Below are 18,881 nucleotides of genomic sequence, written 5' to 3'. Positions count from 1 at the left end.
TTATATTAAATCGACACGCCATAAGCGTGTTTTTTTATGCCTGAAATTTATATTTATTTCCCTATAAAGCACTCTTAGATTTATACCTCCAAGTAATATCTATAAATATTATAAACTTCTCTAAAAATACGTTATTACTTAAAACTTTGTATAGTTTATGTTAAAACGGCACAAATAATTTTGGGTTGTTACACATGACTGAACTTTATCACTGGTTTGATTTAATCGGCATTGCTGTGTTTGCTGTTACAGGTACTTTGGTCGCACACGAAAAGAAAATGGATGGTTTTGGTGTTGCAGTATTAGCAGCGGTAACAGCGATTGGGGGCGGTACGGTTCGCGATCTCATATTAGATGTTCCGGTATTTTGGCTACACGATCAAAGTTTTTTTTATGCTATTTTAGCCGCGGTATTTATTACCACGCGGCTTATTAACAAGCAAAAGTCGATTCCGCACTACACATTACAAATTGCCGATGCATTTGGTTTAGCATTTTTTGCGGTAATGGGCACCCAAAAAGCCTTACTAGCCGGCATGCCAAATATGACCGCGATTATTATGGGTGTAATTACAGGTTGCTTTGGGGGCATGCTCCGTGATGTGCTTGCTCGCGAAATTCCTATGCTGCTAAAAGGCGAGTTATACGCTATTACCTGTATTGCTGGCGGTGTAGTTTATACGCTGGGAATTCATTTTTCGTTCGCGACCGAACTTGCCATGGTAATGGCAATGCTAACCACCTTATTGCTTCGTATTGCGGCTATTAAATGGCAAATCACAGTACACGTTTTTAAATATTCTGACTAAACTAATTAATTAAACCATTAATTAGGATAAGGAATGTCGCTAGCTCGCATTTACTCTCGTGCCCAAGTGGGTATAAACGCCCCCGAGGTTATTGTAGAAGTACACCTAGGTAATGGTTTACCGGCATTTAATATTGTTGGGCTGCCAGAGGCCTCAGTTAAAGAATCAAAAGACAGGGTGCGTAGCGCCCTAGAAAACTCTCAATTTGGTTTTCCTGATCAACGTATTACTGTAAATTTAGCCCCTGCCGATTTACCTAAAGATGGCGGGCGTTTCGACTTAGCCATTGCCGTAGGTATTTTAGTGGCCTCGGGGCAGGTAGTGTGTCCAGATATACATAAATATGAATTTTACGGTGAGCTTGCCCTTAATGGTGAAGTGCGGGGAGTTAATGCCATTTTGCCTTCTGTACTTGCTGCAAAAGAGCAAAACCGTTGCTGCTTTTTACCTTTTACCAATGATAGCCTCGCAAGTTTGGTGAACGGCGTTAAGCGTAAAGCGGTTAACTCATTACAAGAAGTATGGGGGGATTTATTAAATCAGCAGCCGCTACCTTTAAATATTGAATACCCAGACTGCGCCCAGTCTCCCGACTTTTTACTCGATTTAAGTGATGTTAAAGGCCAACCCGGCGCTAAGCGAGTGCTAGAAATAGCCGCCGCTGGAGGCCATAACCTACTTTTTTTAGGTCCACCTGGTACGGGTAAATCTATGCTAGCGCAGCGTATGGCGACGATAATGCCAACCATGTCTGACGATGAGGCAATATCAACGGCTGCACTGTATTCTATTATTGGCCAATCAATTGATTTAAATAATTGGCGCCAACGGCCTTTTCGAAACCCACACCACACTTGCTCGGCAGTCGCTTTAGTTGGTGGCTCTTCAAACCCTAAACCGGGTGAAATTTCACTTGCGCATAACGGGGTGTTATTTTTGGACGAGCTTCCGGAATTTGAACGTAAGGTACTTGATTCGCTGCGTGAACCCATGGAAACCGGCTCGGTGGTTATTTCGCGGGCAGCAAGGCAAATGGAGTTTCCGGCGCAGTTTCAGCTTATAGCCGCACTAAACCCAAGCCCTACCGGGTGTCATAATGATAAGCGAGCAACACCTGACCAAGTGATGCGCTATTTATCGCGCGTATCAGGCCCGTTTATAGACCGTATAGATTTACAAATAGAGCTGCCGCGACTAACAAGTGTTGAGCTACAAAGTACCGAGCCTGAAGAAACCAGCGCCCAAGTAAGAGCCCGAGTAGAAGCGGCCTACAGTGCACAGCTAAAGCGCCAAGGTAAGGTTAATGCACGATTAAATAATAAAGAAATGAATATCCATTGCACTTTAGCCCCTGCTGAGTTGCAGTTTTTAGCGCGCGCTAGCGAAAAGCTGTCGTTATCGCCACGCTCGTACCATAGGGTCATTAAAGTGGCGCGTACTATTAGTGATTTAAAAGGTGCAGAGCATATTAGTTTAGAAGAGCTAAAAGAGGCGCTAAACTATCGCGCTTTTGAGCGGTTACTAGCGCAGTTAACTAAATAAACTAAACGCTGCTGGAAATAATACCGAACCGCAATAATGTTTAATTATTTTAAGGTGCTAAGCTCGGTGCTTGCTGCGTTTTTCTGCGTTTAAAATTTTAATGCGCTAAATTGAGAGCATGTAACCTTTGCCGCGCACGGTTACAATGCGTTTTTGGTCTTTTTCATCGTATAGTTTTTTACGCAAACGGCCAATTAAAACATCCACAGTACGGTCATTTGGGCTCCAATCTGGTTGGCCTATTTCTTCTGATATTTTTTCTCGCGAGGTTGCTTTGCCTGCGTTGCTAATTAAACAAATTAGCACTTTGTGCTCGGCTTCGGTTAAGCGCGATTCAATACCTGATGAGGTAATTAATGTGCGGTTATCGGGGTGGAGCTTAAAGTCGGCGTATTCTATAAACTCTTCGCTTTCATCATCGTCTTGATTAATTGCAATACGTTTATAAAGTGCGCGCATGCGCAGCTCAAGTTCTAATAAATCAACAGGCTTACAAATATAGTCATCAGCACCTTGTGCAAGCCCTGCAATACGATCGGCTTGAGAGTCGCGGCTAGATAAAACAATCACGCCAATATCGGTCAAAGTGTTGAGCTCTTTGGCAAGCTGCAACCCATCACGCTTGGGTAATACAATATCAATAATGGCAAGAGAAATAGCACTGCGCAGGTTTACGCGTTGCCTAACTATGTTTAGGGCATCGGCACCTGTGGGGTCTATTTCTATCGAAAATTCGGTGTCTGTAAAGTGATTTTGGATGCGCTTAACGAGTAGCTCGTCGTCTTCAACCAATAAAACGTTAATTGCCATAGGACTTATTTTTGTATATTTATAGCTCTGTATGGTAGCACCAATCGTTAAATGCTGAGAAGGGGGCGGTGTAACTTTTCGGTAACTTTATGTTTCAGATATAAAAGGCGGCTTACCTAAGGTTGCTGTTTATGTGAGAAAGCTCAGCACATTTAGCTAAAAATGTGCTGAGCGCTGTGTTACTTATCTGAATACATTGCGTCCCACCACTGTGGTTCGCCTTTTAGTTTTTTATCAAAATAAGCAAGCATGGTGTTCCACCAATCAAAGCGTTTATCACGAGCAAAAATTTGATGGTCGGCGCCTTTATATTCAATAAGCTCTACGTCTTTATTTAAAAGCTTTAAGGCGGTATACATGGTTAAGCTTTCGCCAACAGGTACATTGGTATCGCTATCGCCGTGTAACAGCAGTAAAGGGGTCGTTACTTTATCGGCATGAAATACAGGGCTGTGATCGCTATAAAGTGAAGCGTTATTCCACGGAAAGCTATTTTTTGATGCTTCGCCTGAGTATAAATACCCCCACCAACCTTCGCCCCAATACGAGGTTAAGTTTGATATACCCGCATGCGCAATAGATGCACTAAACATGTCTGTTTTGGTGGCAAGTAGCATGGTCATGAAGCCTCCGTATGAGGCGCCTAAATTACCCACTTTTTTGCTATCAACAAAATCGTATTTTTTTAAAAAGGCCTGCGTACCTTGCATTATATCGCTAGCGGTATAATCGCCCCAGGCGTTAACGTGCTGAGCAGAAAATCTTTGCCCAAAGCCAGTTGCCCCTGTTGGCTGCAATACATAAACAACATAGCCATTTGCTGCCCACAAGTTAAATGGGTAGCGCCCTGTAAAACCACGGGTAACCGGTGAGGTGCCACCGTAGTAATAGACAAGTGCAGGGTGTTTTTTAGTTTTATCTAGGTTAGTAGGTAAGTACACACGCCCTGTAATTTCTACGCCGTCTTTATTTGTAAAGTTAAACTCTTCCAGAGTCGGTATTTGTGTATTAGCGTAGGCAAGCGGCTTAGAGTCCCAGATTAGGTCTGTTTTATTTTTACTTATATTTAAGCGTTTAAGCTGCTGAGGGGTGGATGCTGTGGTACCGCTTAGTAGCACTTGCGGGTTTCTCTCGTGCGAGTAGCTAAATTGCTCAACGATATCTAAACCCGTATTAAGTTTTTTAAAGCGCTGTTTGCTCAAGTCATATAGATACAAAGGTTGGGTATCTTGCTCTGTTACTTTTATAAGCGCATCGCCATTATCAAGCACATGTAATTCACCTATAGCGGGGTCAAACTGCTTACTAAGCGCTTTTACATTCTTACCGTTATCGCTAAGTAAGTATAATTGGCTGTCGTAATTATTAGCTAACATCCCTTTTGGAAGGGCACGGCCTGCGCCATTTTTAAAATCTGGGCCAGCAACAACGTACACATCTTTGTTGGCGTACTTTGCATGGTTAAAGGTTTTAAATTTACCAAAAGACGTTATTTTATTCGATTGTAAGTCAAGTTCCACCAGTTCAGTTTCTGGGTGGGTGGTGGCTTGCATAACCATAACTTGGCGGCTCATTAATACTTTGCCACGATTAGTGTTTGCATCTTCAAAGCTGTGCGAAATAGGGCCTTGGCTAAGCGCTTTGGTTAAGCCGCTGTTGGTGTCTAACATATAGAGCTGACTTACGTTGCGTGCGTATGACCATCTATCTTGAAGGCCTTTGTAGTGCTTAGTTAAGCTGTTGTTGTCTTCGGGGGTTTTAGACCAGCTAAAAATAAGGCTGTTATTATCATAAAAATTAAAGTTACTTGCGCCTTCAAGTTCTCTGGCCAATGTTTTAATGCTGAGGTTTTTACGGTTTAGCTGTTTTAGCTCACTCCCTAGCATATAAACTAAAAATTGATTATTGGGGCTCCATACCATATTGCTTGGTTGCTGGCCTTCAAAGCGATACAAGGTTTGATTTTGGCTATTTTTAAGCTCAGTTACCACGTTTGCTTGGTTAGCTGTTTTATTTGAATAGCTGCGTGTGCTGGTAACGTATTGCTTAGCATCGGGCGCTAAAGAAAGTCCACTAATGGTGGGTGCATCAAAAAGTTGCTCGGCTGAAAGTCGCTTAGTTGTAGAGGTGTTAATTGTAATGTTGTCAGTGTCGGCTTTGGGTTCAAAATCGAGAGAAACGTTGTTCCAGTTAGCCACTTGTTGCGCCACTACAATCACACTATGAGAGCCATTAGTTAACGATAAAGAGTATGTGTGGTTATCGCCTTTTTGAAGCTTGGCATCAATAAACAACTGAGCGTTCTCTATCCCTTTTATAGTTAATGTGCCTTGGCTATAGCGGGTTGTTTCAATATTGAACTTAAGCGCTTGTAGGCCACCTAAAGTAAGTGCGTTTACTTTATTAAACGGCTGCCAGCTATGCTTTTTACCAAATACAGACACACTTTGCGTATTACGTTGCAACTGCTCTAATAAGTTATTAATAATGACTTGGCCGTGTGGTGTTTGAAATGGCTTAACTTGCATGTTTTCGCCTAAAGGGCCAATAAACTCGATATTTGATTTATCAAGCGGGGCTGCTATTGCTGTCAAGCTCAAGCTGCCAAGAGCAAAAAAGGTAGCTGCTTGTTTTAGTAATTTATTTTTTGTGGTCCAAGGTGAGCTAATTCTCATATTTGTGCCTATTATTGATAGTTATTTGGCCAAATATAGCATGTATTGTTACCATGCCCATATGTTCAACTCATCGGAGAAAAAGTGACTTTACTGATTGTGTACATGGTTGCTGCCATCGTTATTTCTTTTTTATGCTCTGTAATGGAAGCTGTACTGTTAAGTATTTCGCCCAGCTATGTGGCGCTATTACGCAAAAAACAGCCTGAACTTGCAAAGCAGCTCGAAAAACTAAAAAATAATGTAGATCAACCGCTTGCTGCAATACTAACGCTTAACACAGTGGCCCATACCGCCGGTGCTGCAGGTGTGGGTGCGCAAGCAGCTGTGGTTTTTTCAGATGCGGCAGTAGGAATTGCCTCTGCCATAATGACACTTTTAGTATTAGTACTTTCAGAGATTATTCCAAAAACCTTAGGGGCCAATTATTGGCGTGCCTTAACCCCTAGCGTGACCTATTCTTTACGCTTTTTAGTGATATCGCTAAAACCATTTGTGTGGCTTGCTCAAAAGCTTACTAATTTAATGGGGGCCAAGCACGATGAGGCTTTTTATATTCGCCAAGAAATAGAAGCTATGGCAGATATAGGCACCGAAACAGGGGCAATCCATGCCGATGAGTCAGAAATAATCCGCAACCTTTTACATTTTAGGCATGCGAAATTAACCGACTTAATGACGCCGCGCACTGTACTGTATAAAGTACATAAAGGGTTAACGGTCGATCAATACATGAGCGAGCACGGCTCGTCTTCATTTTCGCGCGTGTTAGTATTTGATAAAGACGCCGATGACATAATTGGCTTTGTGCATAAAAACGACATTATGTTGGCTTATCACCGCTTAGGTACCGATTATAAAATTAGCAAATTAGTTAAGCCTATTCATACGGTACCCGAAGGGCATAATGTGTCCTCGCTACTACAAACCTTGCTTAAACAGCGTACTCACATATGTTTAATTGTTGATGAATACGGTGATGTTCAAGGCATTGTAACCCTAGAGGATATGATAGAAGCCCTTATGGGGCTTGAAATTGTTGATGAGCGCGACCAATCGACCAATATGCGCATGGTTGCCAAGCAGCGCTGGCGCCAGCGTTTAGCAAGCAGCGAGCACATAGTTAGTGAAGATGACGACACGCCCCGAGATAATAAATAATTACGACGGGGTTGAAGGTTAGCGTTTAATTGTGCCCCCCGTCGTATTTACCCAGTTTAGTGCCCACTCTATAAAATCGTCTTTGGCTTTAGGGCAGGTAAACAAAAACCCTTGCATGGCTAAATTAGTGCGGTAGTTTTTTAAGTAGAGCGATTCTTCGGCGCGTTCTACGCCTTCGGCCACAAGAGCTAATTGCTCTTGGCTGGCAATATCAACCAGTGAGCTGACCACCACTTGCGAAAACTGATCTGTTTCAATATTACTAATAAGTGTACGGTCAATTTTTATTTCAGTAAAAGGCAGGCGCTTAATCTGGTTCATGTTGGTAAAGCCAACCCCAAAGTCATCCAATGATATGCCAAAGCCATGCATTCTTAATCTGTTTAAGGTTTCTAGCTGAGAAAGGCTAGACAGCGCATGTTGCTCGGTAATCTCTAAAATTATATCACTCGGTGATAGCTCATTGAGCTGTAGTATAAGCATCAGCTTGTTGGGGCAGCTTAAATCATCTAATTGTGTGGGAGATAGGTTAAAAGCCAGTTTTAGATGCGCAGCAATGTTTGTACGTATAGCTTTTAAATCGCTGGTGGCTTGCTCAAATAAGCTAAAGGTAATTTGATTAATTAACCCCGATTGCTCCGATAACGAAATAAACCGATTGGGCGAGATAATTTCGCCAGTGTGCGTTTTAACGATGCGCGCTAGCACCTCAATACTTTCTATTTCACTGGTTTGAGAATTTATTTTTGGCTGATAGTAAGGGATTATCTCGTTTAAATTGATTGCCTCATGCAATGCCTTTTCTGAAATAGAGGCATGAGAAAGGTCGTTATGTACTGCTAAATGCTTTGCTTTTTGTAAAACGGTTTTTACTTGGCTAAGTTGCACGGGTTTAGCTAAATTTGCGACTAAATGAATATTGCTATGACGCGCTAAATTGGCTGCTAGGTTAATAACTTTATGATCCATTTCCGAAATTATAACTACTGCGCCTGTAAAATTAAGCTCGCCTAGTTTTCTTATAAACTCCATACCATCCATTTCAGGCATGTTTAAGTCTGTAAATACAATATCGTAAAAGTTTATATCGTCGGTTACGTGAGTTAGCGCTTGCTGAGCACTCAGGCATTTTGTAACTTTATTCGAGACTCCTAGCTCATTTAAAATGGCCTCCATAACAATTAAAATCGCCTTTGAGTCATCCACAACTAAAATATTGGGTACCGAAATCGACATGCTCTATCCTTGTAACTGCTTAATATATTAGTACTGTAAAAATAGCGCCTGATCAGCCTTTTGTCAGCTTAGTTTTATATTATTTTTTATCTTCTAAGTGCTTTTGCGCTTATGGTTTAAGGCAATTCGTGTTTTTTAAATTCATCGGTATACTAGCGCCATTGTTTTAACTGGTTTTAGTCATGATAAAAATCGATCTCATGCTTGCAGAGCAACCATTAACGCTAATGGTATCTGGGCATAAAATAGTACAAATATTTCATAATCAACAGGCCATAAGCTTTGCAACGCCCAAAGAGCATTACGCCGAATTTACTTTAGATAATAAGCAAATAGGGATTGATAGCTCACATGTTCATGAGCAGTCTTTATCGTTATTTGTTGATGGTGTGTTTGCTACTGAACTAGCTTTACCTGCGCCGGTAAATAGCCAGCCCAAAAAAGGCTTTTTAGGGCTAGCGGCATTGGGCTTTAAATTATTTAAAAGTGCAAAAGTAATTAAGGTGGCGCTGGCAGGTGCATCGGTTGCTGGCTATGCCTGGTTATTTAGTATTGAATTTGCACTTATGCTTATTGCCTGTTTAGTGGTACATGAGTACGGGCACGTTAGGGCCATGAAATACTTTGGCATAAAAACCAAAGGTATTTACTTAATCCCCTTTGTAGGTGGGTTAGCTGTTAGTGACGATAAAATAACAACGCGCTGGCAAGATGTAGTTATATCCCTCATGGGGCCAGCGTTTGGTTTATTTACCTCAGTGCTGGGTGTGGTTTTATATTACGCCACCGAAATGGACATATTTGCCGGCGTTGCAGTACTCAGTGCCTTATTGAATTTGTTTAACCTTTTGCCTATTTTACCGCTTGATGGCGGACATGTGTTAAAAAGTATCAGTTTTTCAATGCGATCTTGGGTCGGTTTAAGTGTGTGCTTATTGGGCGTGCTATTTGGATTATGGCTTAGTTATACATTTGGCTTAATGTTGCTGGTGTTCTTTTTGTTCGTGGGCGCACTGGAAATCGTATTTGAATGGCGCGGCCGACATTACTCGCATTTATTGCCGCTTGATAAATACGGCCAAGGTTTTTCAGCCGCTATGTACGCTATTGTAGTTGCAGGCCATGTAGCTGTAATGATGCACTTTGCAGATTCAGAAAACCCAATACTTAGCCTGCCGATGACGATTTTATCGAGCTAATCGCTATACGCGCAGTATACCTAAATACTGCGCGTTATTAAGGGTTAGTAAAAGCTCAACACTAGCGATATAAATACCCCCGTTACAAATAACTGCACAACACAAAACCCCATAATGTCTTTTGCTTTTAACCCTGCAATGGCTAATACCGGTAAAGCCCAAAAGGGTTGAATTAAATTGGTCCACGCATCACCCCAGGCAACCGCCATAGCAACACGTGATATATCGGCGCCCAGCTCTTGCGCTGCGGGTATAACAATAGGTGCTTGTACTGCCCATTGGCCGCCGCCAGAAGGTACAAACATATTAACGAGTCCTGCACTTATAAAGCTAAAAAATGGCAAGCTATCGGCGTCAGCAACAGCTATAAAACCACGCGATATTTGATGCGCTAAACCGCTGTCGACCATCACAGCCATAATACCTGCGTAAAACGGAAATTGAATGACAATACCTGCGCCGCTAGGAATTGCTTGTTGCAAGCTATTAAGCAAGTTATGGGGTGTTTGGTGCAAGGTAATGGCTAAAAACAAAAACATAGCAATAATGCTGTTTAGGTTTAGGCTACCGCCTGCAACTATAAAGTAATACCCTAAATAGCAAAGGCCAAGTAAACCAATCGAAATGCCAAGCAGCTTTGTGTGTTCTAAATGCTGAGCAGGGCGAGTAATTTTTTCATGTGCGGGCGGGGGCTCTTTAATAAGTGCTGGGTCTACATATACGCTGTTTTTATCACTGGGTAGCATGTAGCGGTTAACCAACGGCATAATAATAAATAAGCCAATTAATATGGCTATGTTAAAACCAGCAAATAGGGTTTGCTCGGTACTAATTATGCCAATGCTATTTTGTGAAAAGTGCCCTTCGGTAGCAATCGTAAGCGGAATTGAGCCTGCTAAGCCGCCATGCCACACCACAAAGCCAGAATAAGCACTGGCAACTAATAGGCGGTAATCGACCTGTGTTTGCCTTGCAATTGCTTTGGCAAATAAAGCCCCAATAACTAAGCCAAACCCCCAATTAAGCCAGCTGGCTAATAGCGAAATAAGCGTGACTAAAATAATCGCTTTTGGCGCTGAATTAGCAAGCGCCGCCAGTTTGTTTAATAACGAATTGATAATGGGCGTGCTTGCTAGCATGTAACCTGTAATCAGCACTAATAGCATTTGCATGGCAAAGCTAAGCAGGTTCCAAAAACCACTCCCCCATGCGTTAATAACTTCAATATGTGTTGCGGGGGTAAAAATACTGGCAGAGAGTAAAGTAATTAAGCTCAGCAATATGACAAATATAAAAGGGTCGGGTAAGTAGCGCTCTACTAATTTGGTAAACGGTGTGGCAATTTTATTAAGCATAATGTGTCTGTGTGTTTTTTAGTCTTATTATAATTAATCATGCTCTTAGCACATTAGCAAACCCGCATTTAGTCTTATATTTTAGGGTCTGAGTATCTTATAGGTTGAACAAAATTTAATCCTAAAAGGGTAACAGGCCTTACTTAAAGGCTTAAACGTTGCTTAAAAGCATGGCTTACAGTAACGTACTGTTTATAGATAATTTACTAACAAAGATTTTGTATCATGCCGGTAATATTTAAGAGGCTAGCGCTACTTGTTCGTGCTCATATCGATCAGCTGAGCTGGCAAGCCGTGGTGCTTGCAATACTTGCTCATATGTTAGTGACTTGGGGGCTGCTATTTATTGCAAATGAGCAAGCGCTTACCTCGTTTACAACCTTTTTTTACTACTACACAGTAACTACCTCAACAGTGGGTTACGGCGATTTTAGCCCAACCAGCGAGCTGGGGCGTTGGGTTGTAGCATTAATACAAATTCCGTTTGGTTTAGCTTTATTTGGCGTTCTGTTAGGAAAAACAGGGCAAACAGTGACTTACTTAATTAGGCGCGCTATGACTGGTGATAAAAACTTTGCTCACAGTAACAACCACATTATTATTTTTGGTTGGCACGATACCCGAACAAAAAAGATGATTGATTATATCCTGGCCGATACCAAACGTACCGACCGCCGTATTTTGTTGGCGGTGACCGAGCAAATGGATCACCCATTTTTAACTAACGAAAATGTCGACTTTGCCCGCCTAACAAGTTTTACCGATTTAGAAGAGCTTGAGCGTGTAGCTATAAGCCGTGCCGACAAAGTTATTATTGATGGGCAAGATGACGACCAAACATTTACAACGGCACTGCGTATTAGTCGTTTAGTTAAAGATGAGTGCCATATTAGCGCGCACTTTTTAGATGAAACCAAGGTCGATATGTTGCTTGAGCATTGCCAAAATGTGGAGTGTAGTAGCGCTAAGTCGGCTGAGATTTTAGTACGCTCAATGCAAGACCCAGGCTCGAGTCGAGTACAAGAAGAGCTATTATCTACATTGCACGGCGACACGCAGTTTAGCCTAGCTATTCCAAGTGAATGCGAAGAGATGGAGTTTGGCACTTTATTTCATCATTTTAAGCATGACTATAATGCTATTTTGTTAGGGGTGGCGCATAACTTAAGTGCACAAAATATGGATTTAAATCCGCCACTTGATTACAAGGTAAATGCGGGCGATATCCTGCACTACATTGCCCTTGAACGTGTGCTAACAAATGAAGTAGATTGGCAAAGCTTGGCCAAATAACAAGGCCTAGGTTAAATAATGAATGAAGTAGTATTTTTAATAATTATTTTAAGCGCTTATATATTACCCGTGGTGATAGTGGTTAATAGTAAGCGCACCCAAGGCCACGAAAAAAACGGCTGGTTATTAGGCGTAATTATTTTTTCGTGGTTGGGGCTTTTTATGTATTTTACGATTGTGCCCAAGCATGGTCACAAAAAAAGAAAGAAGAATAAACCGTCATAGGTCTATTCTAGCTGCTTGAGTTTGTGCTCAACCAGCGGGTCATCTGGCACTATTTGTTGGGCAACTTCTAATAATTGAATAGCATCATTTGGGTGTTCATCTTGATGTTTAAGTGCGACATCTATTAACGGCTGAATATCTATTTTGGCCTGATGTTCTTGCACATGCACTTCTTTTTCATCTGCTAAAATTTGATGTGCTGTACTTAATAATGCCAAGCGATGAGGCGAACTCGCATTTGCCTTATTTAGGCTTTGGTAATACTCTTCTTTTAAGCGCAAGGTTTTGGTTTGCAAGCGAAACTGCGCTATATCAATCTGCTGGTGGCGTATAAAATCAACAGCCACTTGTTTGTAAAAGCCAAACTTAGTGAGGTAGCTTGCGTGGGTACCGTGGCCCATGCCAAACACTCTTAAATGAGTCAGTTGCGGGTACCGCTTAGCATGTAGGCGGTCTATTTTATTGGTGGGGTCATAAATTATATACCCCTTAGCATGGCCTAAATCGAGGTCGTTATACTCACTTTGCCAATCAAATTGCTGCGCAAGCTCTGTGCTGGAGCGGGTGTCCCACGGAACTGTTTCGGTATTTTTGGTGCTAACAGGATGAAAAAATAAAACCTGATCTAATTTAAGTAATTTTGCAAACGCGCCAACAGCAAAACCACCGCGACTAAGGCCATAGCCTAAGCGGCACTTAAACGGTGTAAGTAAGCTTGATAACTGCTCCAAAAAGAAGATTAAATTACGGCTTCTAAACCAATTGCTTTTGCCTAAATGTTGGAACGAAATAACATTAACATTTTGTTTTTGCGCTAAGTGATAGCCCCAAGGGGCAAAGTCATCGGTTAGGTCGTGTTCTTGGACGTTGGTGCCCGCGGGGGAAAAAGTAAAAAGCAGGGGCTTATTTAAATCAACAAATTCGTATTTTACATACACATCGCCGAGTAGGTCGCCGCCAGACATAGGCAGCTTAGTTTGTTGTTCATCACGGCAAAGCGTTAACCATTCATCTAACCAATACAGTAGTTTCATTAATCCCCCAATTATAACTCGCGGGGGATCGTATCAAACACGGCCAAATGAGGTCAAACATAGCCAAGCTTTAGCCCGTTAACGGTTAGCTACTAATACAGCTTGATATTTACTTACTGAGCTTAATTGCTCATGGCTATTATTTGCTCCCAGTCGTTTTGTGTGACTGGCATTACCGAAAGACGGCCTGCTTTTTTAAGGGCTAATTCGGTAATAGCCTCGTTAGCTTTAATGTCTTTTAAGCTTACGCGTTTGTTTAAATGGCTTTTATAGGTTACTTCAACTACAAACCAGCGTGGCTTGTCGGGCGTGGCCTTCGCATCGTAATAGTCACTATTTAAATCAAACTGAGTTGGGTCGGGGTAGGCTTCTTTAGTAATAGTGGCTATGCCCACAACGCCTACTTGTTTGCAGCTAGAGTGGTAAATAAATACTAAGTCACCTAATTTTATATCGTCACGCATAAAGTTACGTGCCTGATAATTACGCACGCCTTCCCACAGGGTGGTTTGTTGCGGCGCTGTTTTTAAATCATCAATCGAAAAAGCATCGGGCTCAGTTTTAAATAACCAATAATTCATAGCGTTACTCATTTAGTTAGATTTACATAGCTGCATTGTATAGTATCATTAGCTTATCTGGGGATTGAGAGAACAGCAAATGAGCCAAGTATTAGATGATTTATTATCGTTATTGTCACTTGAAGAAATTGAACAAGGTTTATATCGTGGGCAAAGCCAAGATTTAGGGTTTAGAGCGGTATTTGGTGGCCAAGTAATGGGGCAGGCATTGTCTGCTGCAAAAGAAACGCTACCAAAAGGACGTGTTGTTCATTCATTACACTCTTACTTTTTACGCCCCGGCGACGCCGCAAAACCGATTGTTTACGACGTAGAAACCATCCGCGATGGTAAAAGCTTTAGCACCCGCCGAGTAAGCGCTATTCAATACGGTAAACCTATTTTTTATATGACTGCGTCGTTTCAGGGTGAAGAAGAAGGCTTATCGCATCAAGCAACCATGCCTAATGTACCGCCACCAGAGGAGCTTCGCTCGTCGCTTGAGTTTTATCAAGAAAACGCCCACCACATACCCGAGGTGATCCGTAATAAGTTTATACGCGAAATGCCCATTGAAATGCGTCCGGTTACTTTTCATAACCCATTTAAGCCAGAGGTTATTGAGCCCGTAAAGCACATTTGGATTAAAGCCAATGGCGATATGCCCGACGATCAACGCATTCATAATTACTTATTAGCGTATGCCTCTGACTTTGAGTTTTTACCTACGGCATTACAGCCTCATGGCGTATCGTTTATGCAGCCAAATATGCAAGTGGCAACGATTGACCATGCTATGTGGTTCCACCGCCCATTTAGAATGGACGATTGGATTTTATATACCATAGACAGCCCAAGTGCTAGTTCTGGGCGAGGCTTGGTAAGAGGCCAGTTTTTTGACCGCCAAGGTAATTTAGTCGCATCAACGATTCAAGAAGGGGTGATGCGCCAGCGTTAATTTGATTAGACTTACTGGCAATAGACTGGCTGTTAAGCGCAAATTAGCAGTGCTTTCGCTGAAGGTTTTACCAAGAGATAAGCGCCTCTATGTTGCGTTGTTGTTTAATAACCAAATGTACAAAAAAGACTCAACATGTTAAATGTTGAGGCTTTTTTAATGGTGTTTAATTAGAGCTTAAATTATCGCAGCTCGGCTAATTACATTGATCTTGCACTATGTCGCTAACCGATTGCCATATACGTGCAGGTAATAAGGTTTTTAAGTACATGTATATTTCACACAGTTGTGTACTACCGTGAATACCATTTTCACCTTCAGTAATTAGCAGTTCACCGCGTAAATTATCAATAAAGCTTACCAGTACTTTTTTATCAAAAAACTCCGGGGTTTTAATGCCGTGTAAGGTGCCTAAACGGTTTGCCAGTACTTGGCTTTCACGCTCTAGTTCGGCTTTTTCAATTCCGTTACTGGTTTGAATAAAGCCCACAACAATGGCATAACGTTGCAACGTAAAGCTAAGCGACCTTCCTAGCATTTCAAGTTTGGCTAACGAATCATTCGTGTTAGTAACATGAATGGTATCGCCATCAAGCTCAATTAAGTTTTGATCGCTAAAGTTAGCCAAAATACGGCTTATGTAGTTTTCATCTAGCGGCTGTAAATACCATTCTTTTGCAAACAGAGGGTAAAAAGCCGAAACAAGCTTTTGGCATTGCTCTACCGTACTACTGTGTTGCTTAAATAAGTGCAAAGCAATAAGGCTTGGCACAGCAAATAAGTGCAAAATATTATTACGGTAATAGTTAAACAGGGTTTTTTCTTTATCGTTAATTGCAATAATTTCGCCAAATTCATCGCTAATAACATCAAACTTATTAAGCTTAATGGCGTGTGTTAATAGTTGCTCTGGTGTTTCATCGGGGGCAGTGACTTTATCGCTATAGCTTGCATCGCGTTGTAGGCGTAAGTAAAAATCTAGTTGCGCTAATAGCTTAGGCTTACTTAACGCGTGTTTGTCGTTAACTAGCAAAATCATAGCCAGTAAATTCACAGCGTTAAGTGCTGCTGCATTATTAATTTTTACCATTACTTGGTCGGCTAATGCGGCTACTTGAGGGCCTAGCCATTGCGGCTTTTGCACATCGGTAGGGTGTATTGCATCGCGCCAATCAGGTTGGTTGTCGTTTAAGTATTGGTTTATAGAAATAGGGTCGCCAAAGTTTAAGTAACCACGGCCGTAATTTTTAAGGTTTTTAATGGCTTTAAAAATACCAAAAATGGACTCGCCTTTTTTATCTTTACCGGCAAGCTCTTTTAAGTAGGTATTGATTTCCATTACATGCTCATAGCCAATGTATACCGGCACAATAGAAACCGGGCGGTCTATGCCACGTAGCATTGCTTGCAATGTCATGGCGAGCATACCGGTTTTTGGCGGTAGTAATCGGCCTGTACGGCTGCGCCCGCCTTCAGTGTAAAACTTAACTGAGTAACCTTTAATAAATAGCTGGCTTAAATACTCTTTAAATACGGCTGAGTAAAGTTTATTACCGGCAAACGAGCGGCGGATAAAAAACGCCCCTGAGCGGCGAAAAATACCACCGGCAGGGAAAAAGTTAAGATTAATGCCCGCGGCAATATGCGGCGGCACCAAACCTTGATGGTATATAGCATAGGTAAGTAACAAGTAATCCATGTGGCTGCGATGACACGGCATATAGATTATCTCGTGACCTTTATTTGTTAGCTCATGAATCTGCTCGGTGTATTTTATATCTATACCGTTATAAAGCTTAGTCCACAGCCAGGTTAAAATTCTGTCGCCTACACGTATCATTGCCTCAGAGTAATTAGCGGCAATTTCATCTAGTAGTTTTAACGCGTTTTGACGGGCTTCTGTTTGGCTTATTCCTTTTGACTTGGCTTCATCTTGAATCGCTTTTTTTATTGTAGGCGAAGCCAAAAGCGAGTTAAATAGTTGCTCGCGCGAGGGCATTTTAGGGCCCGTAGCGGCCAGTTTTTGACGTTTAAAGTGCACCCGAGCAACACGCAATAGTTTTTGTGGTAGCTCATTTACGTCGGCTTTTTCGTTCACGATAAGTGATAAATCGAGTGGCTGGCTAAAGCGAATAAAGTTATCGCGCCCAGAAAAAAGCACAACGAAAAATTTTCTAAACCAACTAGGCGTAAGAGAGTGGGTAATTAAGGTACGAATACCTGGCTTTTCCTTACCTGGGTCGCGCCCCCATAAAATAGTTACCGGCACCACTTGTACATTCTTTTGCCCGCTATTTAATAAATGTTCAACTATTTGCTTACCCTGCGATAAAGCGGCGGTTGGTTTCGCGGTATCGCCAAATAAAGGTGGCGGATTTTTAATACCAATAAAGCGTGCCAGCTCTTGGTTCCCTAACGTTTGATATTCGCATGGGTTAGGCAAACCATGCTTTTTACATACATTAGTAAGCGCAGCTAAATCGAAACGCGAATTTAAACGTACTATATAAAAAGTAGGGTGTTCAGGATTAAGGTCATATTGTTCTATTGGGCTTTGGGGAAGGACCTTACTTTTTACCAAAACACGGCTTACGCAGCTAGTAAGAAAATTCAAACAATAATTTAATAAACGCATCGACTCACCATATTGAGAGTATTAAAAGCAAAATTAGCGCATAGGATACCATAATATCTATAAAATCCTGTAATTTGCGTAATCGGTTAAATTATAAACATAAGACTAATTTGGCGCTGAGCAGTTCAATTATAGCTATAAATAACCAGTGGCGGTTATTTGGGCAGCCTTACACCCGTAATTAATTTGCAATTAGTTGTTGCATTTATCACCAATATCACTATAATACGCAGGCTTTCAAGATTCCTCTGGAACTTGAAGGGATAAATTAAGCTTGGATTTCAAGCTAATAAACAGGAGTTCCGATTTGGAACTCATCGTAGATATAAATCAACAACCGGCATCTTAATTATTAAGATTGTTTCGGTCGTTTTTTTATGCTCTTTAAATGCTCTTTATATTGAGGTTTAAGAATGTCAAATCAACGCATTCGTATTCGCCTAAAAGCTTTTGACCACCGTTTGATTGACCAATCAACGGCGGAAATCGTGGAAACTGCGAAACGCACAGGCGCACAAGTACGTGGTCCAATCCCACTACCTACACGCTTTGAACGTTTTACTGTACTAACTTCACCGCACGTAAACAAAGATGCGCGTGATCAGTACGAGATCCGCACCCATAAACGTCTGATCGACATCGTAGAACCAACTGACAAGACTGTTGACGCATTAATGCGTTTAGATCTTGCTGCTGGTGTTGATGTTCAAATCAGCCTGGGTTAATCGAAAGATTAGAGAGGTTATAGGAAAATGGCATTAGGTCTAGTCGGTCGTAAAGTGGGTATGACACGTATCTTCACTGAAGATGGTGTATCTATCCCTGTGACAGTTATCGAAGCGACTCCTAACCGCATTGCTCAGATCAAATCTGACGCAACAGACGGTTATAACGCGCTTCAAGTAACCGCAGGCACTAAAAAAGCAAGCCGTGTAAACAAAGCAGCAGCGGGTCATTTCGCTAAAGCTGGTGTTGAAGCGGGTCGCGGTCTGTGGGAATTCCGCCTAAATGGTGGTGAAGGCGATTTTGAAGTAGGCGCTGAGCTTACTGTTGAATTATTCAACGAAATCAACAAAGTTGACGTAACCGGTACTTCTAAAGGTAAAGGTTTCCAAGGTGGTGTTAAGCGCTGGAATTTCAGCATGCAAGACGCTACTCACGGTAACTCTCTATCTCACCGTGCTCCTGGTTCAATCGGTCAAAACCAATCACCTGGTAAGGTGTTTAAAGGTAAGAAAATGGCCGGTCATATGGGTGCTGAGCGTGTAACGACTCAAAACTTAGAACTAGTTCGCGTTGACGCTGAGCGTAACTTGCTTTTAGTTAAAGGTGCAGTACCTGGCGCTATCGGCGGTGACGTTATCGTTAAACCAGCTGTTAAAGCATAAG

General features: G+C 41.8%; 16 protein-coding genes. 9 read left to right on the top strand and 7 right to left on the bottom strand.

Annotation, left to right across the window (positions count from 1 at the left end):
• Positions 1 to 194: 194 nt before the first annotated feature.
• Together CWC04_RS14780 and CWC04_RS14775 are read left to right on the top strand one after the other, a co-directional pair.
• Positions 195 to 809, top strand: a complete 615-nt coding sequence (locus CWC04_RS14780; RefSeq protein WP_138685790.1) for a trimeric intracellular cation channel family protein — start codon at positions 195 to 197, stop codon at positions 807 to 809.
• 33 nt (positions 810 to 842) lie between these two features.
• Positions 843 to 2,351: a YifB family Mg chelatase-like AAA ATPase gene (locus CWC04_RS14775; protein ID WP_004588672.1), complete on the top strand. Its 1,509-nt coding sequence runs from the start codon at positions 843 to 845 to the stop codon at positions 2,349 to 2,351.
• A gap of 105 nt (positions 2,352 to 2,456) precedes the next feature.
• On the opposite strand, the gene CWC04_RS14770 is transcribed toward CWC04_RS14775, so the two are convergent.
• Positions 2,457 to 3,161 (bottom strand): response regulator transcription factor, encoded by a 705-nt coding sequence (locus tag CWC04_RS14770; RefSeq protein WP_004588673.1) that lies wholly within the window; start codon positions 3,159 to 3,161, stop codon positions 2,457 to 2,459.
• Positions 3,162 to 3,340: 179 nt separating this feature from the next.
• On the bottom strand, positions 3,341 to 5,836 hold the full coding sequence (locus CWC04_RS14765) for an alpha/beta hydrolase family protein (protein WP_138685789.1): 2,496 nt from the start codon (positions 5,834 to 5,836) through the stop codon (positions 3,341 to 3,343).
• 84 nt (positions 5,837 to 5,920) lie between these two features.
• On the opposite strand from CWC04_RS14765, the gene CWC04_RS14760 reads away from it, so the two are divergent.
• The gene (locus CWC04_RS14760) at positions 5,921 to 6,997 is read left to right on the top strand and encodes a CNNM domain-containing protein (RefSeq protein WP_004588675.1); all 1,077 of its coding nucleotides are present in this window, start codon (positions 5,921 to 5,923) and stop codon (positions 6,995 to 6,997) included.
• Between the two features lie 18 nt (positions 6,998 to 7,015).
• Here the strand turns inward: CWC04_RS14760 and CWC04_RS14755 are convergent, their stop codons facing one another.
• Entirely contained in the window at positions 7,016 to 8,233 is a 1,218-nt protein-coding gene (locus CWC04_RS14755; protein WP_004588676.1) for an EAL domain-containing response regulator, read from the bottom strand.
• Positions 8,234 to 8,415: 182 nt separating this feature from the next.
• Here CWC04_RS14755 and CWC04_RS14750 point away from each other — a divergent pair, with 182 nt between their 5' ends.
• Positions 8,416 to 9,432: a metalloprotease gene (locus CWC04_RS14750; RefSeq protein ID WP_055255150.1), complete on the top strand. Its 1,017-nt coding sequence runs from the start codon at positions 8,416 to 8,418 to the stop codon at positions 9,430 to 9,432.
• Between the two features lie 44 nt (positions 9,433 to 9,476).
• On the opposite strand, the gene CWC04_RS14745 is transcribed toward CWC04_RS14750, so the two are convergent.
• The gene (locus CWC04_RS14745) at positions 9,477 to 10,787 is read right to left on the bottom strand and encodes a short-chain fatty acid transporter (RefSeq protein ID WP_138685788.1); all 1,311 of its coding nucleotides are present in this window, start codon (positions 10,785 to 10,787) and stop codon (positions 9,477 to 9,479) included.
• Positions 10,788 to 11,012: 225 nt separating this feature from the next.
• Here CWC04_RS14745 and CWC04_RS14740 point away from each other — a divergent pair, with 225 nt between their 5' ends.
• Positions 11,013 to 12,080: a potassium channel family protein gene (locus CWC04_RS14740; protein WP_024031979.1), complete on the top strand. Its 1,068-nt coding sequence runs from the start codon at positions 11,013 to 11,015 to the stop codon at positions 12,078 to 12,080.
• Positions 12,081 to 12,098: 18 nt separating this feature from the next.
• The gene (locus CWC04_RS14735) at positions 12,099 to 12,305 is read left to right on the top strand and encodes a PLDc N-terminal domain-containing protein (protein WP_004588680.1); all 207 of its coding nucleotides are present in this window, start codon (positions 12,099 to 12,101) and stop codon (positions 12,303 to 12,305) included.
• A 2-nt stretch (positions 12,306 to 12,307) separates the two neighbouring features.
• Here CWC04_RS14735 and CWC04_RS14730 read toward each other — a convergent pair whose 3' ends face one another.
• Positions 12,308 to 13,339: a hypothetical protein gene (locus CWC04_RS14730; RefSeq protein WP_029773520.1), complete on the bottom strand. Its 1,032-nt coding sequence runs from the start codon at positions 13,337 to 13,339 to the stop codon at positions 12,308 to 12,310.
• A 122-nt stretch (positions 13,340 to 13,461) separates the two neighbouring features.
• Positions 13,462 to 13,920 carry an EVE domain-containing protein gene (locus tag CWC04_RS14725; RefSeq protein ID WP_138685787.1) on the bottom strand — a complete coding sequence of 153 codons (459 nt, stop codon included), beginning with the start codon at positions 13,918 to 13,920 and terminating at the stop codon, positions 13,462 to 13,464.
• Between the two features lie 79 nt (positions 13,921 to 13,999).
• Between CWC04_RS14725 and tesB the strand changes: the two genes are divergently transcribed.
• A complete protein-coding gene (gene tesB / locus CWC04_RS14720) occupies positions 14,000 to 14,857 on the top strand; it encodes an acyl-CoA thioesterase II (RefSeq protein WP_004588683.1) in 858 nt (285 codons plus the stop codon).
• A gap of 196 nt (positions 14,858 to 15,053) precedes the next feature.
• On the opposite strand, the gene plsB is transcribed toward tesB, so the two are convergent.
• Entirely contained in the window at positions 15,054 to 17,492 is a 2,439-nt protein-coding gene (plsB, locus tag CWC04_RS14715) for a glycerol-3-phosphate 1-O-acyltransferase PlsB (RefSeq protein WP_029773518.1), read from the bottom strand.
• 413 nt (positions 17,493 to 17,905) lie between these two features.
• On the opposite strand from plsB, the gene rpsJ reads away from it, so the two are divergent.
• Together rpsJ and rplC are read left to right on the top strand one after the other, a co-directional pair.
• A complete protein-coding gene (gene rpsJ, locus CWC04_RS14710) occupies positions 17,906 to 18,217 on the top strand; it encodes a 30S ribosomal protein S10 (RefSeq protein WP_002957900.1) in 312 nt (103 codons plus the stop codon).
• Between the two features lie 27 nt (positions 18,218 to 18,244).
• On the top strand, positions 18,245 to 18,880 hold the full coding sequence (gene rplC / locus CWC04_RS14705) for a 50S ribosomal protein L3 (protein WP_004588685.1): 636 nt from the start codon (positions 18,245 to 18,247) through the stop codon (positions 18,878 to 18,880).
• Position 18,881 lies beyond the last annotated feature (1 nt).

The organism is Pseudoalteromonas sp. S2893 (assembly GCF_005887105.1).
In the GTDB taxonomy this organism is placed as follows: domain Bacteria; phylum Pseudomonadota; class Gammaproteobacteria; order Enterobacterales; family Alteromonadaceae; genus Pseudoalteromonas; species Pseudoalteromonas atlantica.
The sequence above is the reverse complement of the archived record's forward strand: the minus strand, read 5'-3'. Positions and strand labels throughout refer to the sequence as shown.

Coding starts and splice junctions, on each gene's coding strand:
- CWC04_RS14770 (WP_004588673.1), bottom strand. CDS start 3,161: ATGGCAATTAACGTTTTATTGGTTGAAGACGACGAGCTACTCGTTAAG.
- CWC04_RS14745 (WP_138685788.1), bottom strand. CDS start 10,787: ATGCTTAATAAAATTGCCACACCGTTTACCAAATTAGTAGAGCGCTAC.
- CWC04_RS14755 (WP_004588676.1), bottom strand. CDS start 8,233: ATGTCGATTTCGGTACCCAATATTTTAGTTGTGGATGACTCAAAGGCG.
- rplC (WP_004588685.1), top strand. CDS start 18,245: ATGGCATTAGGTCTAGTCGGTCGTAAAGTGGGTATGACACGTATCTTC.
- CWC04_RS14730 (WP_029773520.1), bottom strand. CDS start 13,339: ATGAAACTACTGTATTGGTTAGATGAATGGTTAACGCTTTGCCGTGAT.
- plsB (WP_029773518.1), bottom strand. CDS start 17,492: ATGCGTTTATTAAATTATTGTTTGAATTTTCTTACTAGCTGCGTAAGC.
- CWC04_RS14750 (WP_055255150.1), top strand. CDS start 8,416: ATGATAAAAATCGATCTCATGCTTGCAGAGCAACCATTAACGCTAATG.
- CWC04_RS14780 (WP_138685790.1), top strand. CDS start 195: ATGACTGAACTTTATCACTGGTTTGATTTAATCGGCATTGCTGTGTTT.
- rpsJ (WP_002957900.1), top strand. CDS start 17,906: ATGTCAAATCAACGCATTCGTATTCGCCTAAAAGCTTTTGACCACCGT.
- CWC04_RS14775 (WP_004588672.1), top strand. CDS start 843: ATGTCGCTAGCTCGCATTTACTCTCGTGCCCAAGTGGGTATAAACGCC.
- CWC04_RS14740 (WP_024031979.1), top strand. CDS start 11,013: ATGCCGGTAATATTTAAGAGGCTAGCGCTACTTGTTCGTGCTCATATC.
- CWC04_RS14765 (WP_138685789.1), bottom strand. CDS start 5,836: ATGAGAATTAGCTCACCTTGGACCACAAAAAATAAATTACTAAAACAA.
- CWC04_RS14725 (WP_138685787.1), bottom strand. CDS start 13,920: ATGAATTATTGGTTATTTAAAACTGAGCCCGATGCTTTTTCGATTGAT.
- tesB (WP_004588683.1), top strand. CDS start 14,000: ATGAGCCAAGTATTAGATGATTTATTATCGTTATTGTCACTTGAAGAA.
- CWC04_RS14735 (WP_004588680.1), top strand. CDS start 12,099: ATGAATGAAGTAGTATTTTTAATAATTATTTTAAGCGCTTATATATTA.